The 14538-nt window shown below is 61.0% G+C and carries 14 protein-coding genes; 5 read left to right on the top strand and 9 right to left on the bottom strand.

All coding sequences use genetic code 11. The features are described 5' to 3' along the window. Positions 1-53 precede the first annotated feature (53 nt). Positions 54-803 (bottom strand): F0F1 ATP synthase subunit A, encoded by a 750-nt coding sequence (locus tag AB8B20_RS23295; protein ID WP_089266839.1) that lies wholly within the window; start codon positions 801-803, stop codon positions 54-56. Positions 804-907: 104 nt separating this feature from the next. Further along, positions 908-1285, bottom strand: coding sequence for an AtpZ/AtpI family protein (locus AB8B20_RS23300; protein WP_068732630.1), 378 nt, complete (start codon positions 1283-1285; stop codon positions 908-910). Between the two features lie 275 nt (positions 1286-1560). Here AB8B20_RS23300 and AB8B20_RS23305 point away from each other — a divergent pair, with 275 nt between their 5' ends. The 3 genes from AB8B20_RS23305 to AB8B20_RS23315 all read left to right on the top strand — a co-directional run bounded on the left by AB8B20_RS23305 (position 1561) and on the right by AB8B20_RS23315 (position 3143). Continuing rightward, positions 1561-2184, top strand: coding sequence for a 2-hydroxychromene-2-carboxylate isomerase (locus tag AB8B20_RS23305; protein WP_093761648.1), 624 nt, complete (start codon positions 1561-1563; stop codon positions 2182-2184). A 55-nt stretch (positions 2185-2239) separates the two neighbouring features. Continuing rightward, positions 2240-2776, top strand: coding sequence for a hypothetical protein (locus tag AB8B20_RS23310; RefSeq protein WP_439073424.1), 537 nt, complete (start codon positions 2240-2242; stop codon positions 2774-2776). Between the two features lie 145 nt (positions 2777-2921). Continuing rightward, the gene (locus AB8B20_RS23315) at positions 2922-3143 is read left to right on the top strand and encodes a DUF6894 family protein (protein WP_089266842.1); all 222 of its coding nucleotides are present in this window, start codon (positions 2922-2924) and stop codon (positions 3141-3143) included. A 15-nt stretch (positions 3144-3158) separates the two neighbouring features. Here the strand turns inward: AB8B20_RS23315 and AB8B20_RS23320 are convergent, their stop codons facing one another. After that, a complete protein-coding gene (locus AB8B20_RS23320; protein WP_170849831.1) occupies positions 3159-3320 on the bottom strand; it encodes a hypothetical protein in 162 nt (53 codons plus the stop codon). Positions 3321-3413: 93 nt separating this feature from the next. Between AB8B20_RS23320 and AB8B20_RS23325 the strand changes: the two genes are divergently transcribed. After that, positions 3414-3884, top strand: a complete 471-nt coding sequence (locus tag AB8B20_RS23325; protein ID WP_439073423.1) for a secondary thiamine-phosphate synthase enzyme YjbQ — start codon at positions 3414-3416, stop codon at positions 3882-3884. Positions 3885-3985: 101 nt separating this feature from the next. Here AB8B20_RS23325 and AB8B20_RS23330 read toward each other — a convergent pair whose 3' ends face one another. Further along, on the bottom strand, positions 3986-5638 hold the full coding sequence (locus AB8B20_RS23330; RefSeq protein ID WP_439074049.1) for an MFS transporter: 1653 nt from the start codon (positions 5636-5638) through the stop codon (positions 3986-3988). Between the two features lie 411 nt (positions 5639-6049). Here AB8B20_RS23330 and AB8B20_RS23335 point away from each other — a divergent pair, with 411 nt between their 5' ends. After that, entirely contained in the window at positions 6050-6727 is a 678-nt protein-coding gene (locus tag AB8B20_RS23335) for a response regulator (RefSeq protein WP_068732722.1), read from the top strand. Between the two features lie 5 nt (positions 6728-6732). Here the strand turns inward: AB8B20_RS23335 and AB8B20_RS23340 are convergent, their stop codons facing one another. From AB8B20_RS23340 to bioB, 5 genes are all read right to left on the bottom strand, one after another. Beyond that, complete coding sequence (locus AB8B20_RS23340; protein ID WP_439073422.1) at positions 6733-10251, bottom strand: NahK/ErcS family hybrid sensor histidine kinase/response regulator; 3519 nt, start codon at positions 10249-10251, stop codon at positions 6733-6735. Between the two features lie 113 nt (positions 10252-10364). Further along, positions 10365-10694: a GlpM family protein gene (locus tag AB8B20_RS23345; protein WP_068732644.1), complete on the bottom strand. Its 330-nt coding sequence runs from the start codon at positions 10692-10694 to the stop codon at positions 10365-10367. A gap of 131 nt (positions 10695-10825) precedes the next feature. Then, positions 10826-12055, bottom strand: a complete 1230-nt coding sequence (gene hemA / locus AB8B20_RS23350) for a 5-aminolevulinate synthase (RefSeq protein WP_116661565.1) — start codon at positions 12053-12055, stop codon at positions 10826-10828. Positions 12056-12217: 162 nt separating this feature from the next. Beyond that, entirely contained in the window at positions 12218-13282 is a 1065-nt protein-coding gene (locus AB8B20_RS23355; RefSeq protein WP_309940513.1) for an MBL fold metallo-hydrolase, read from the bottom strand. Positions 13283-13369: 87 nt separating this feature from the next. Then, on the bottom strand, positions 13370-14422 hold the full coding sequence (gene bioB, locus AB8B20_RS23360) for a biotin synthase BioB (protein WP_439073421.1): 1053 nt from the start codon (positions 14420-14422) through the stop codon (positions 13370-13372). Positions 14423-14538: the final 116 nt, after the last annotated feature.

Consider the following 14538-nt stretch of genomic DNA (forward strand, 5'->3'; position numbering starts at 1 on the left):
TAGGGATTTAGACGGTTGAGGGTGAATTCCGCCAGGACACTAAGAAGCGATGGTTAGTGGCCCGGATGAAGTGCGTCGTTGAGATAGATGCAGGTCAGGATCGTGAACACATAGGCCTGCAGGAAGGCGACCAGCAGTTCCAGCGCGGTCAGCGCCGTGGTCATGGCCAGCGGCAGCACCGAACCGAAAATGCCGAGTGCGCCGAGTGCGCTCAGCGAGGTCACGAAGCCGGCAAAAACCTTCAGCGTGATGTGGCCGGCCAGCATGTTGGCGAACAGACGGACCGAATGCGACACCGGGCGGGACAGGAACGAGATCACCTCGATCACCGTGACCAGCGGCAGGATGTAAATCGGAATACCGTGCGGCACGAACAGCTTGAAGAAGCCGAGACCGTTTTTGTAGAGGCCGTAGAGCAGCACGGTCAGGAACACCATCAATGCCAGCGCGACGGCGACGATCAGATGGCTGGTGACGGTGAAGGTATAGGGGATGATGCCGATCAGATTCGCCGTCAGGATGAACATGAACAGCGAGAACACGAACGGGAAGAACTTCATGCCTTCTTCGCCGATGCTACTGCGCACCGTATTCGACACGAATTCGAAGGACAGCTCGGCGACCGACTGGAAACGGCTCGGGATCAGCGCACGTCCGGCGCTGCCGCCGATCATCAGCAGCGACACGACGGCGACGGCGCCGAACATATAGGCCGATGAGTTGGTGAAGGCGATTTCCTGATTGCCGATATGGCCCAGGGTGAAGATCTTGTGGATCTCAAATTGATGGATCGGATCGGCCATCCACGTCGGTCTTTCAATTCGGCCGGAACGTCCGGCGTTTCCTTGCCGGACAGCCGGCACTCAAATGCTGCGCCAACGACGCAGAGGTCTTGGGCGCGAATTTCTTATTCCGCTTTTTTCCCGACACCAGCCGAGCGCATCACGTTCATCACGCCGGCGACGAAACCGAGCAGCATGAGAACGATCAGGCCCCACGGCGATGTCGACAGCAAACGATCGAAGCCCCAGCCCAGAATCGTTCCGACGACGACGCCCGCGACCAGTTCCGAAGAAAGACGGAGACCCACCGCCATGGCCGATGCCCTGGACTGCGCGTTTCCGCTTCCAGTTTCGGATTGGTCAGTCTGGAGTTTGCGCTCATCCTGAAGTTTGGACAGACGCTGATTCAGACTTCCGAGCCTTGCGGAAAGCGCAGCCTCATCGGGAGACGATTTGCCATCGTTTCCGCGTTCACTGTCATCGTCCCGTGTGCCGTTCGTCATGCTTGCGACACTCGAAATAACGCTGCAAATGCTGGAAATAACGCCCCATCACCCTTCAAAGCCGGGCGGACCATACTTAGCGCATCTTGCCAAGTCAAGATTCGCTGATCGCCTGTTAGTGCTTTGATTCACTTGATTTTATTGACGAAATTCGAATCCCGCTGCGCGGGATCGCCGCAGCGCAAGAATGACTTTCGAGGTGATCTATCTTGCACGGCGCAGGGCGCTCTGTTGGAGTACCGCTGAGTTTGAAAACGCCCCTGCCGGAGCCCGGAATGTCTCAAGAGATCGACTACTATTTTTCGCTGCCATCGCCCTGGGCCTATATCGGCCACACGCTCTTTCGCGATCTCGTAAGTACTTATGATCTCAAGGTGAATCATAAGCCGGTATTTCTCGGCGATCTGTTTTCGGAAACCGGCGGCCTTCCGCTGGGCAAGCGTCATCCGGTGCGGCAGCGCTACCGGATGCTTGAATTGCAGCGCTGGCGCGACAAACGCGGTCTCGATTTTCATCTGCAGCCGAAGAACTGGCCATTCGATGGCCGACTCGCCGATGGTCTGGTGATCGCGGCGCTGGAGGCCGGACACGATCCGGACCCGTTCCTGCGCCGCGCATTTCCCGCGGTCTGGGAAGGTCAGCTCAATCTCGGCGACACGGCCGTGCTGACCAGGCTGGCGGATGATTCGGGGCTGCCGGGCGCGAAACTGCTAGAGCGCGCGGCGTCGAGCGATGTGGCTGCAAAATACGAACAGAACCGTCAGGAAGCGATTGCGGCTGACGTGTTCGGCTCGCCGGCCTATGTGCTCAACGGTGAAGTATTTTGGGGGCAGGACCGGCTCGAATTGCTGGCTGATGCGTTGAAGGCGAAGCGGGCGCCTTTCAAATCTCAAATCTGAGCACATCTGAGAGTAAAGGCGGCTATCGCCCCGACTCGCAACGCGGAGCATCTCCATGAAGAATGCTGTGGTGCGTTTTACCTCCCCCGGGCAGTCCATGCGGTACGCTGCATGGGTCGGCGCGGTTCTGATGGCCGGGACCGTCAGTGCGTCTGCGCAGGCCCTCCCGGACATCGAGAATGGCCGTTATTCGCTGTCGCCGATCGCTGAAGGCGTCATCCGCCTGGATACCCGCACCGGCACGGTTTCGACATGCACGGATAAGGGATCCGGCTGGGCCTGCTATGTTTTGCCGGATGAACGTGCCGCGCTCGATACCGAGATAGGGCGGCTGCAGAGGGACAACGACAGACTGAAGGCGGAGCTTGCCCAGCGCGGTCCAGCCGTCGCCGGCAAGACCGATGAAGCGCTCCCGAAGCAGGATTCGCTGAAGCCCGGGAAGTCAGGGAGTGCGGATGGCGAGCGCAAGATCGAGATTCCGCTGCCGAGCGAACGCGATGTCGATCGGGTGATGGCCTTTGTCGAAAACGCGTGGCGACGCCTTGTCGACATGGCTAGCCGCATCCAGCGCGATTCCAGCGGGAAAATCTGAGCGCTGCGAGTTTCGCGCCGGATGGAAGTGCTCACATAGTTGACTGGTATGATGCGCAGCGCCTCTGCGGCGATATTGAGAGAATAATTCGGTACTAGCAGAGAGGAGCCAAATCGTACGTTTTTCGACTTAAGGGAGCACTTTGATGCCGAGATTTTATTTTGATCTCGTCGATGGGACGACCGTGCCCGACGCTTCCGGGCAGATTTTGCGCAATGAATTGCTGGCCGCTGAGGTCGCCGACAAGCTCGCAGGCGATATTTACAAGATCAGGCCCGAGCTTCGCGGCAAGCACTTCGCCATTTCCGTCCGCAACGAAGAGGGCGAGGAAATTCACCGCGCAGACGTGGTTAGCTCCGACGATTAACGCAGTGCGCAGCTCTTATTTGCGGTCGAGCCCGATATCGTCGCCGTCGCCATGAATGGCGTCGCGGTCGGCTTGATCGGTGTTGTCTGCGTCCTTGATGACAGCTTTCTCCTGTGCGCGCTGTTCGTCCTTGCGTGGCCCCGGCCCCGGAATGTCCCTTGATGTTTTAGGCTTCATGGCGTTTTCCCTTGTCGGTCTTGATTGAAGGGGAAACGCCATCTCGGCGTTTTGGTTCATCAGTCAAGGTGGAATTGGCCAAGAGGGGATTTCATGACATCTGCCAGATCCGTTACGCGCAGCGCGCCGTCTGCAGTTCGTGTCGAAACTGTCGTGTCGTCGCTGCTGACTGTGCAGACATCCGGTGCCAGCTTCATCGATATCACCCGCGAGGTCGGCAAATTCCTGAGCGAGATCGGCGCCCGAGAAGGTGCGTTGACGCTGTTCATCCGCCATACCTCAGCGTCGCTCACCATCCAGGAAAACGCCGATCCTTCCGTGCTGATCGATCTCATGACAACGCTCGATCGTCTTGCGCCTCAGGATTTTAACTGGACGCACGATACGGAGGGTCCCGACGATATGCCGGCGCATGTTCGTACCATGCTGACCGCAACCTCGCTGCACATCCCCGTTCTGTCAGGCAAGCTCGCGCTTGGAACCTGGCAGGGGATCTATCTGATCGAACACCGCGCCCGCCCGCATCGCCGCGAGGTGGTGCTGCAGTTCGTCGGCGCGACCTGACGCGCGCAGATCTGCTGAAACAAAAAAAGGCCGCGGATTGCTCCGCGGCCGGTTTGTTGTTGTCGTGTCTGCCGGCAGCCTGGGCTGCCGGCTTGGCGAAGTTAGTTCGCGCTGATATCGACGTCCTTGGTCTCCGGCAGGAAGAAGAAGCCGACGACCACGGTGATTGCCGCGAAGATGATCGGGTACCAGAGGCCGGCGTAGATATCGCCGGTCGAGGCCACGATGGCGAAGGCGGTCGCCGGGAGAAGTCCACCGAACCAGCCGTTGCCGATGTGGTAGGGCAGCGACATCGAGGTGTAGCGGATCTTGGTCGGGAACAGTTCGACCAGCATTGCCGCGATCGGCCCGTAGACCATGGTCACGAACAGCACCAGGACGAACAGCAGTCCGATCACCGCCGCGACCTGCGGACGGAAGATATCGAACGGATGCGCCATCTTCACGATCTGCGCGTCGCCCGCCTTGGGATAGCCCGCCGCCTGAACAGCTGCGAGAACCTGCGGGTTCGACGCTGCAGCCGCGGTGTAGGGCACGTCCTTGCCGTTGACGACCACCTTCACGCCGGAGCCTGCCGGACCGTAGGCGGTCGAGTACTTGACCGACGACTGGGCCAGATAGGCGCGGGCTGTATCGCAAGGCGTGGAGAACACGCGGGTGCCGACCGGATTGAACAGATCGCCGCAAAGCGCGGGATCTGAAACGACTTCCACCTTCACGGTCTCGATCGCCTTTTCCAGCGTCGGGTTGGCGTTGGTGGTGATCATCCGGAAGATCGGGAAGAAGGTCAGCGCTGCGATCAGGCAGCCTGCCAGAATGATCGGCTTGCGGCCGATCTTGTCGGACAGGGCGCCCCAGAACACGAAGAAGCCGGTGCCGAGCAGCAGCGACCACGCGATCAGGAGATTCGCGGTGTAACCGTCGACCTTGAGGATCGATTGCATGAAGAACAGCGCGTAGAACTGGCCGGTGTACCAAACCACGCCCTGGCCCATCACGCCGCCGAACAGTGCGATCAGCACGATCTTGGCGTTGCTCCAGTTGCCGAAGGCTTCGGTGAGCGGAGCCTTGGAGCCCTTGCCCTCGTCCTTCATCTTCTGGAACACGGGCGATTCATTCAGGCGCAGACGGATCCAGACCGAGATGCCGAGCAGAACCACCGAGACCAGGAACGGAATTCTCCAGCCCCAGGCGGCGAATTCAGGCTCACCCAGCGCCGACCGCGTGAACAGGATCACGAGCAGCGACAGGAACAGGCCGAGCGTGGCCGTGGTCTGAATGAACGACGTGTAGTAGCCACGCTTGCCGGCCGGCGAGTGTTCCGCCACATAAGTTGCCGCGCCGCCATATTCGCCGCCGAGCGCAAGGCCTTGCAGCAGGCGCAGGCCGATCAGGATGATCGGAGCCGCGATGCCGATGGTCGCTGCATTAGGCAAGATGCCGACGATGAAGGTCGACAGGCCCATGATGAGGATGGTGACGAGGAACGTATACTTGCGGCCGACGATGTCGCCGACGCGTCCGAACACGATGGCGCCAAACGGACGAACGATGAAGCCCGCGGCGAAGGCCAGCAGCGCGAAGATGTCGCGCGTGGCCTGGTTGAACATCGGCAGCTTGGTGGCGGGATCGATCACGCCGAAGAACTGCGCGCCGATGATGCCGGCCAGCGAGCCGAACAGGTAGAAGTCATACCATTCGAAAACAGTGCCGAGCGATGACGCGAAGATGACGAAGCGTTCGTCCTTCGTCATCCCTTGGGCTTTCGCCGATGTTGCTGCGATGGTGGACATGTTTGAATCGCTCCCCAAATCCGTTGCAAAATTTATTGTGGCTTCTCGCTCGCTGCGCCGAACTTCTGTCGGCTCATTGCAGAGAACTTCGATGCAAAAGGTAGCATTGCGGGGAAATGCGACCCAATACGACTTTAGGCCGTGCGCAAGGGGCTGTGCGCAGACGTCGCAGTGGCGAAAACGTCCATCCGGACGTGCGCGTGCATATGAAATATTGCGTCGCACAATGGCCGGCGTTCACCAATTTACCGCGTGGCAGCATTGGACGCTTGCAAGACGTTGTCGCGCGGGGGACACTTGTGGCGAAATGCGCTTTTGCGCGTCGTCTCAACGCGGTCGCTGGTTCGCCGCAAGATTTTTGCATGGATTTTGATGACCGTTATCGCTCCCTCGCGCCTCATTATTGCCGACGATCATCCGTTGTTCCGCGGTGCATTGCGGCAGGCGGTCAGCAGTGTGCTGCCGACGACCACGGTCGATGAAGCTGGTACATTCGAGGATCTGACCAAACTGCTGGAACAGGATTCCGACGTCGATCTGATCCTGCTCGATCTGTCGATGCCGGGGATATCAGGATTCTCGGGACTGATTTACCTCCGAGCACAGTATCCCGCGATTCCGGTGGTTATCGTCTCCGCCAGCGATGACGTCGGTACGATCCGCCAATCGCTGGACTTTGGCGCGTCAGGCTTCATTCCAAAGCGCTTCGGCGTCGATACGCTGCGCGATGCCATCGTGCGCGTGATGGATGGCGACGTCTGGGTTCCACCGGACGTCGATATGTCCGCAGCAGCCGATCCGGAAATGAGCAAATTGCGCGATCGGCTGGTGACGCTGACGCCGCAGCAGGTCCGCGTGCTGATGATGCTGTCGCAAGGACTGCTCAACAAGCAGATCGCCTATGAGCTCGGCGTATCCGAGGCGACCATCAAGGCGCATGTCTCGGCGATCCTGCAGAAGCTCGGTGTCGAGAGCCGCACCCAGGCGGTCATCGCTGCCGCGAAGATCGCTGGGGGCCAGTGGCGCCAGGGCGAGCAGACCCCGCAATAGTCTGGCTACTCCGCCGCGATCATCTGCTGCGTGCGCCATTGCCCGAGCAGCGCGCGCAGCGACGCCGGTTTGACCGGCTTGTTCAGCACGGCGATCTTGTCCTGGCGCGCGGCGGACTGCACATGCGGGCTGCGGTCAGCAGTGATCAGGATGGCCGGAATTTCCTTGCCGAAGCGGTTGCGGATTTCCCGGATCGCGGCGACGCCGTTGCCGCGGTCGAGATGATAATCGACGAGGAGGCCCGTGAGGCGGCGGCCCGAGCCCTGGATTTCGGCAATCGCATTCATCGCGGCTTCCGGATCAGGGACTGCGACGACCTCGGCTCCCCAGGCCTGCAGCAGCGTCTTCATGCCATCGAGAATCGCCATGTCGTTCTCGATACAGACAACGAGCGTGCCCGACATAGGTGACTTCGACAGCGGCGTCGCGCTGGTGACCGCGGTGGTGTGATTGATCGCCTTGGCCACCGGCACCGTCACCGAGAAGAACGAGCCGCCGCTACGATTGGAATCCAGCGCGATGCCGTGATTGAGCACATGCGCGAGGCGCTTGACGATCGACAGGCCGAGCCCGAGGCCACGCGCGATCCGCGCACCCTGTTCGAGCCGGTGAAATTCCTTGAAGATCTCGCCGCGTTTGAGGATCGGAATGCCGACGCCGGTATCGTAGATGCCGATCTGCAAGGCCTTGCCGCGGCGCCGGCAGCCGACCAGGACGCGGCCATGCGGCGTGTATTTGATCGCGTTCGAGATCAGGTTCTGCAGCAGACGCCGCAGCATCAGGCGATCGGATTCGACGGGCAGTGAGCACGGCACGAATGTGAGCTTGACGCCGCGGGCGTGTGCAATCGGTGCATATTCGATCTCGAGCGAGCGCATCAGGTCGCCGATGCGGAAACTCGAAATCGCGGGACTCATGGCGCCGGCATCGAGGCGCGAGATGTCGAGCAGCGCTCCGAGGATTTCCTCGATGGCCTCCAGCGAGTCGTCGATATTCTCGACCAGCCGCGCATCCTCGCCGCCGCTCTTTCGTTCGACCAGGCTGGTGACATAGAGCCGTGCGGCATTGAGCGGCTGCAGAATGTCGTGGCTGGCGGCGGCCAGAAAGCGAGTCTTTGAGATATTGGCGTCTTCCGCAGTGCTCTTGGCGAGCGCCAGTTCGGAATTCAGTCGTGTCAGTTCCTCGGTGCGGTCGCGGACTCGTTTTTCCAGCGTGGCATTGGCGCGCTCCAGCGCCTCTGCTGCCTCGAAGCTGGGCGTGACGTCAGAGAAGGTGAGCACGAGCCCGCCATCGGGCATCTTGTTGGTGCGGACCTCGATGACGATCTGGCGGTCCTGAAGACGTTCAAGATAAGGCTCGCCCTCAGTCGTGTAGGCAGCCAACCGCGCCTGCGTCAGGGTTTCGTTGTCGCCATAAGGCGACGCCCTCTGGATGCCGATGAATTCCAGAATCTCCCGGAGCGGAATGCCGATCTGCACGATCTGCGGCGGCAGGCCGAGCAGTTCGCCGAACTGCCGGTTTGACACGATCAGTTGCAGGTCGGGGTTGAAGACGGCGATGCCCTGGCGGACGTGATTGAGCGCAGTCTGCAGGATCTCGCGATTGAAATGCAGCGCCGCATGCGAATCGTCGAGTAGCTTCAGCGCCGCCTTGGCCGACACCGTGCGCTTGCGCAGCAGCAGCGACATCACCACCCGGGACGAAGCTGCGCCGATCGATGACGCGATCAGATATTCTGCGTGCTGCAGCAATTCGAAATCCGCAGGCGCGGCTGGATCGAGATCGACACGGCGACGCGTGGCGAAAGCATCGAAGGATTCACGCGCGCGGTCCGGGCCGAGATATTGGGTCACGGTGCTGAGGATATCCTGCACCGTGACTGTGGTCCGCCAGCGCCGGAACGCCGGTGTGATCGGCGCCAGCGTATTGGGCACGAAGACATCGGCCTGCAGCCGTTCGATCGACGACGGCGCCCGCATCAGCGAGAGCACGATATAGGTCAGGATATTGAGCGACAGGCTCCAGAGCGTGCCGTGCAGCAGCGGTGGCAGTTCGGTGCCGAGCAGGTCCTGTGGCCGCAACGCCTCGATGCCGAACGGCCCGTGCTGCAGGAACAGGACGCCTGCGGTGCTGCCTTCAAGGAAGCTCGGGATGAACAGCGTATAGGCCCAGACCATAAAACCGACCACCATGCCGCCCATGGCGCCGCGGGCAGTTGCGCGCCGCCAGATCAGCCCGCCAAAGAAAGCTGGAGCGAGTTGCGCGATGGCGGCAAATGACAGCAGGCCGATGGCAGCCAGTTGCGTATTGCCGAGCGCGCGGAAATAGAAATAGGCCATCACCATGATGGCGAAGATCGAGAAGCGCCGCGCCTTCAGCAGGAAGTTGCCGAAGTCGGTCTGCTCATTCTGCGTCTGTGGCCCGCGCCGCAAGACCAGTGGCAACACGATATCGTTGGACACCATAATGGCCAGCGCAACGCATTCGACGATCACCATCGCGGTGGCAGCCGACAAGCCGCCGATGAACACCGCCATGCTGAGCGTGCTGGAGCCAGCTTCGATCGGCAGCGCCAGCACATACATGTCGCTGTCGACGGCGCCGAACGGAAAGGTCACGAGGCCCGCCAGGGCGATCGGAATGACGAACAGGTTGATGGCGATCAGATAGGTGGGAAACAGCCAGCGCGCACGGCTCACTTCGGAGTCGCTGGAATTCTCGACGACGCTGACGTGGAACTGCCGGGGCAGCAGCATGATGGCGCAGAACGACAGCAGCACCATCGTGAGGAAATTGCCGAACGACGGCACATAGTTGATGGCGCGCATCGCCTCTGGTGTCTTCATCGCGCGCTCGACCAGCTCCGAGGGGCCGAACATCCAGAATGTCACGAAGGCGCCGGCGATGATGAACACCACCAGCTTGACGATGGATTCGGTCGCCACGGCGAGCATCAAGCCGTGCTGATGCTCGGTCGCATTGGTCTGCCTCGTGCCGAACAGGACGGCGAACATCGCCATGGCGAGCGTCACGACCAGCGCCATGTCGCCGACGATGGGAACGCCGGCAATGGCCTTGTCTTCGCCGAGGATCGTTTCCAGCGACGATGCGACGGCTTTCAGCTGCAGCGCAATGTACGGAACCGAACCGATGATGGCGATCACGGCGACGGTGGCAGCGACGGCCTGGCTCTTGCCGTAACGTGCGGCGATAAAGTCGGCGATCGAGGTGATGTTCTGGGTCTTGGCGAGATGGATCACACGCCGCAGCACGGGCGAGAAGAAGGCAAAGAACAGGATTGGGCCGACATAGATGGCGAGGAAATCCACGCTGGTCCGGCTGGCCACGCCGACCGAGCCGAAGAACGTCCATGACGTGCAATAGATCGCCAGCGACAGCGGATAGATGACGGCCTTGGCGCGGCCGCTCTGGAACAGCGCGATCCGGTCGCCATAGCTGGCGACGCAAAACAGAAATCCGATGTAGCAGAGGGCGGCAACAATCACGCCCCAGTCGTGCAGCATCGTGCGTGCTCCCTTTGGCGGGCGCAAGCCCGTCCGTCAGGCGAAAATCTAGCCGGTTGCGCCGGTGCAGGCGACAGGGATTTGGCCGGACGCCGGGGAATGCCGGATCGTCGTTAAATCCAGCGCGGGCCGAAAAAGGCAATCAGGATAATGAATAGCCAGGCCGTCACGCCGGCCAGCAGAGCGAGGCGGTAATCGAACGTGCCGACCGTGAGATAGCAGATGCCGAGAAAGGCGAGATAGGCCGGGATGGTCTTCGCGCCGGCCATGCAGGCTTCCCGGAAGCCTGCGCTGTCGCCTTTTGCGCCGACGATGAGCAGCGCAATGATCGCAAAGGTCGGAAACAACGGCAGAATGCCGGGCAGCGTGTTGCCCCGTTTGGACAACCAGGCAATCAGGGCGGTGAGCAGTCCGCCGAGAATACCTTTCCAGATGATGTCCATGATGGTGACTCGTTTGAAGCGGGTGCCGTTCTCTCCGCGTCATTGCGAGGAGCATAGCGACGAAGCAATCCAGTCTTCGCTTCGGGCCTCTGGATTGCTTCGCTGTGCTCGCAATGACGGCCGTGAGAGGATTACTCCGCTGCCAGCGCCTTGGTGCGCAGTGGCAGGCCGAGTTCATCCCACACCTGCAGCAGCGATTCTGCGAGATGATCGATCAGCACGTCGTCGTGATAGGGCGACGGCGTGATACGGAGGCGCTCGGCGCCCTTGGCGACCGTCGGGTAGTTGATCGGCTGGATGTAAATGCCGTGATCTTCGAGCAGCAGATCGCAGGCCTTCTTGCAGAGTTCGGCATCGCCGACGAACACCGGCACGATATGGGTGTCGGTGGACATCACCGGAATGCCGGCGGCGGTGAGGATCGCCTTGACCCGCGCAGCGCGATCCTGATGGCGCTCACGTTCCCAGCTCGAGCTCTTCAGGTGCTTGATCGCTGCGGTCGCGGCCGAGCAGATCGCCGGCGGCAATGCGGTGGTGAAGATAAAGCCCGGCGCATAGGAGCGCACGGCGTCTACAATGTCCTTGTTTGCTGCGATATAGCCGCCGAGGCAGCCATAGGCCTTGGCGAGCGTGCCTTCGAGCACGTCGATGCGATGCATCACGCCGTCGCGCTCGGCGATGCCGCCGCCGCGCGGGCCATACATGCCGACCGCATGGACTTCATCCACATAGGTCATCGCGCCATAGCGCTCGGCGAGATCGCAGATCGCAGCCAGTGGCGCGACGTCGCCGTCCATCGAATACAGGCTCTCGCAGGCGATCAGTTTCGGCCGCGCGGGGTCGGCAGCCTTCAACAGCTCTTCGAGATGCGCGACGTCGTTATGGCGGAACACGACGCGGTCGCAGCCGGCCTGCCGGATGCCTTCGATCATCGAATTGTGGTTAAGCGCGTCGGACAGGATCAGGCAATTCGGCATCAGCTTGGCGAGCGTCGAAATGCCGGTCTGGTTCGAGACATAGCCAGAGGTGAACAGCAGGGCGGCCTGTTTGCCGTGGAGGTCGGCGAGTTCTTCCTCAAGCTGGACCAGCGGATGATGGGTGCCTGCGATATTGCGGGTGCCGCCGGCGCCGGTGCCGACGCGGGTCGCGGTTTCGACCATGGCGCCAACCACTTTCGGGTGCTGGCCCATGCCGAGGTAATCGTTGGAGCACCAGATCACGACATTGCGCGGACCATTCGGCGTGTGCCAGACCGCATGCGGGAACCGACCAGCAATGCGCTCAAGGTCGGCGAAGACACGATAGCGGCGCTCGTCATGCAAACGATTGAGCGCGTCACTGAAGAACTTGCTGTAATCCATCGCAAAAGACCCAAAAACGAAACCCGAACCCAGCGTCAGGTGCGTTTTAGAGCTTTTCCAGCTTGGCTGTCGAGGCGCAATTGGTCAATTTGACCAAGCGCTGCGGCTTTTGATGTGCATCAAGAGCCTGAGGTCATTCACGAATTTTTGCTGCGCTGCAGGTTACGTCGATTTGAACCGCAGCATGCCGTCGGCGCCCATTGTCGAGGTCAGCCGCTTCTGCGCCAGCATGTGGTTGACGTGGGCGATCAATTCGCCGGCGGCAAATCCGGTCTGGTGGGCATCGAGCTTGTGCTTGTGAAAGACTACCGGCACCAGCTCGGCCGAGGTCTTGCCGGTATCCTTGCATGCGGCGGCGATCATCTGGCAGCGCTCTTCATGATGGTCTGCGAGCTGCTTGATGCGGATCTTGAGGCCATGAAAGGGCACCCCGTGACCCGGGAGCACGAGCACGTCATCGGGCAGCGTATCGGCGAGCCGCTTCAGCGAATGCAGATAGGAGCCGAGCGAATTCTCGTCGGGCTCATGGGCCCAGACGCTGACATTCGGCGAGATCTTGCTCAGCACCTGATCGGCCGACAGGAACAGTTTGTCGGCCTCGCAATACAGCATCACCTGATCCGGAGAATGGCCGGCGCCGGTGAGCACGCGGAAGGTGCGCGTGCCGATCACGAGATCGTCGCCATCGGACAGTCGGCGATAGGCGGCCGGAAGCGGTACCGTCTTCTTCAGATACTCCTGGCCGCGGCCGAGCAATTGCTCGGTAATATCTGCATCCATGCCGTGGCGATGGAAGAACTGCCGCATATTGACGATGCGCTCTTCGGTGCGGCGGTGCTGGTGATAGACGCCCTGCAGATATTCGACTTGCGACATATAGAAGGGGCAGTTGAACCGCTGCACCATCCAACCGGCCTGGCCGACATGATCGGGATGCGCGTGGGTGACGATCACCTTGCTGATCGGTTTGCCCTTCAGCGGACCTTCGAACAGTTTCGTCCATGCAGCGATGGTCGCGTCGTTGCCGATGCCGGTATCCACCATGGCCCAGCCATCGCCGTCGGCGAGCAGATAGATGTTCACATGGTTGAGGCGAAACGGAAGGTCGAGCCGGATCCAGAGAACGCCCGGAGCAATTTCGACCACCTGATCGGTCCCGGGATGGTTCTCCCAGGGATAGCGGAGGTCATCGGCTGGCTTTGTGCTGGCGTCTGTTTTCGAATGCATCGGTTCTGTCACAATGTCCTTTTCATCCGGCTTAGCGGGCCAAGGACCCCTGCGCCAGCACAAATTCGGCTGGCGCAGGGCATGGGTTTATGCGCTGGCGCGCATATCGGCCTGTGCTGAAGCGGTAACCGGCAGAGCCGGCGTGCTCTTTCCGCTCACGTCGTCGAGCCGCGAGGTCATGCCGAGCCGGTCCAGCAGGTTAGCGTCGCGGTCGGTCTGGGGGTTTTTCGTGGTCAGCAGCACGTCGCCGATGAAGATCGAATTGGCGCCGGCGACGAAGCACAGTGCCTGCAATTCATCGGTCATATATTGCCGTCCGGCGGAAAGCCGCACCACGCTCTTCGGCATCATGATACGCGCCACGGCAATCATGCGGACCAGCGCGATCGGATCCGGGCGTTCGGCGGTGTCGTTGACCGGCACACCCTTCACCTCGTTCCACATATTGATCGGCACGCTGTCCGGATGATGCGGCAGGTTCGCCAGCAGCCTCAGCATGCCCAGGCGATCCTCGACCTGCTCGCCCATGCCGATGATACCGCCGCAGCAGACCTTGAGGCCGGCATGGCGCGCCCGCGCCAATGTCTCGATGCGATCTTCCATCGTGCGCGTGGTGATGATCTTGCCGTAGAATTCCGGCGAGGTATCGACATTGTGATTGTAGAAGTCGAGACCGGCGTCCTGCAGGCGTTTGGCCTGATCTTCCGTGAGCATGCCCAGCGTCGCGCAGGTCTCGAGGCCGAGATCCTTCACCGCGCTGACCATGTCGCATACGCGGTCGAGATCCTTGTCCTTGGGATTGCGCCAGGCCGCGGCCATGCAGAAACGGCTCGCACCGGCATCCCTTGCGCGCTGCGCCGTGGCAACCACGGCGTCGCGATCCATCAGCTTGGTCGCCTTGACGTCAGTGTTGTAGTGCGCGCTTTGCGAGCAATAACCGCAGTCTTCCGCGCAGCCGCCGGTCTTGATGCTGAGCAGGCTCGCGGTCTCGACGTGATTCGGATCGAAATTGCTGCGGTGGGTGCTCTGCGCCTGAAAAATCAGGTCCGCAAACGGCAAATCATAGAGTGCCTGGGCTTCATGGCGCTGCCAGTCGTGGCGCAGTTCGGTCGATGTCCATGCAGAGGGTGTTGGGGGCATTCACGCAATCCTTACATTCTGCGCAGCCACCGATCATGGGCTGCCGTGAAAGCAGTCCATGATTTTGAGGGTTGGAGCAATGACGCTGGCCGGGTGCAGCCATGCGCTGGATCGCC

Source organism: Tardiphaga sp. 866_E4_N1_4 (assembly GCF_052076075.1).
GTDB lineage: Bacteria > Pseudomonadota > Alphaproteobacteria > Rhizobiales > Xanthobacteraceae > Tardiphaga > Tardiphaga robiniae.

Bases quoted from the DNA above. Each gene is read 5' to 3' on its own strand.
- AB8B20_RS23335 (WP_068732722.1), top strand. From the start codon at position 6,050: ATGACCGTTATCGCTCCCTCGCGCCTCATTATTGCCGACGATCATCCG.
- AB8B20_RS23320 (WP_170849831.1), bottom strand. From the start codon at position 3,320: ATGAAGCCTAAAACATCAAGGGACATTCCGGGGCCGGGGCCACGCAAG.
- AB8B20_RS23340 (WP_439073422.1), bottom strand. From the start codon at position 10,251: ATGCTGCACGACTGGGGCGTGATTGTTGCCGCCCTCTGCTACATCGGA.
- AB8B20_RS23305 (WP_093761648.1), top strand. From the start codon at position 1,561: ATGTCTCAAGAGATCGACTACTATTTTTCGCTGCCATCGCCCTGGGCC.
- AB8B20_RS23300 (WP_068732630.1), bottom strand. From the start codon at position 1,285: ATGACGAACGGCACACGGGACGATGACAGTGAACGCGGAAACGATGGC.
- AB8B20_RS23295 (WP_089266839.1), bottom strand. From the start codon at position 803: ATGGCCGATCCGATCCATCAATTTGAGATCCACAAGATCTTCACCCTG.
- AB8B20_RS23345 (WP_068732644.1), bottom strand. From the start codon at position 10,694: ATGGACATCATCTGGAAAGGTATTCTCGGCGGACTGCTCACCGCCCTG.
- AB8B20_RS23315 (WP_089266842.1), top strand. From the start codon at position 2,922: ATGCCGAGATTTTATTTTGATCTCGTCGATGGGACGACCGTGCCCGAC.
- AB8B20_RS23355 (WP_309940513.1), bottom strand. From the start codon at position 13,282: ATGCATTCGAAAACAGACGCCAGCACAAAGCCAGCCGATGACCTCCGC.
- hemA (WP_116661565.1), bottom strand. From the start codon at position 12,055: ATGGATTACAGCAAGTTCTTCAGTGACGCGCTCAATCGTTTGCATGAC.
- AB8B20_RS23330 (WP_439074049.1), bottom strand. From the start codon at position 5,638: ATGACGAAGGACGAACGCTTCGTCATCTTCGCGTCATCGCTCGGCACT.
- AB8B20_RS23325 (WP_439073423.1), top strand. From the start codon at position 3,414: ATGACATCTGCCAGATCCGTTACGCGCAGCGCGCCGTCTGCAGTTCGT.
- bioB (WP_439073421.1), bottom strand. From the start codon at position 14,422: ATGCCCCCAACACCCTCTGCATGGACATCGACCGAACTGCGCCACGAC.
- AB8B20_RS23310 (WP_439073424.1), top strand. From the start codon at position 2,240: ATGAAGAATGCTGTGGTGCGTTTTACCTCCCCCGGGCAGTCCATGCGG.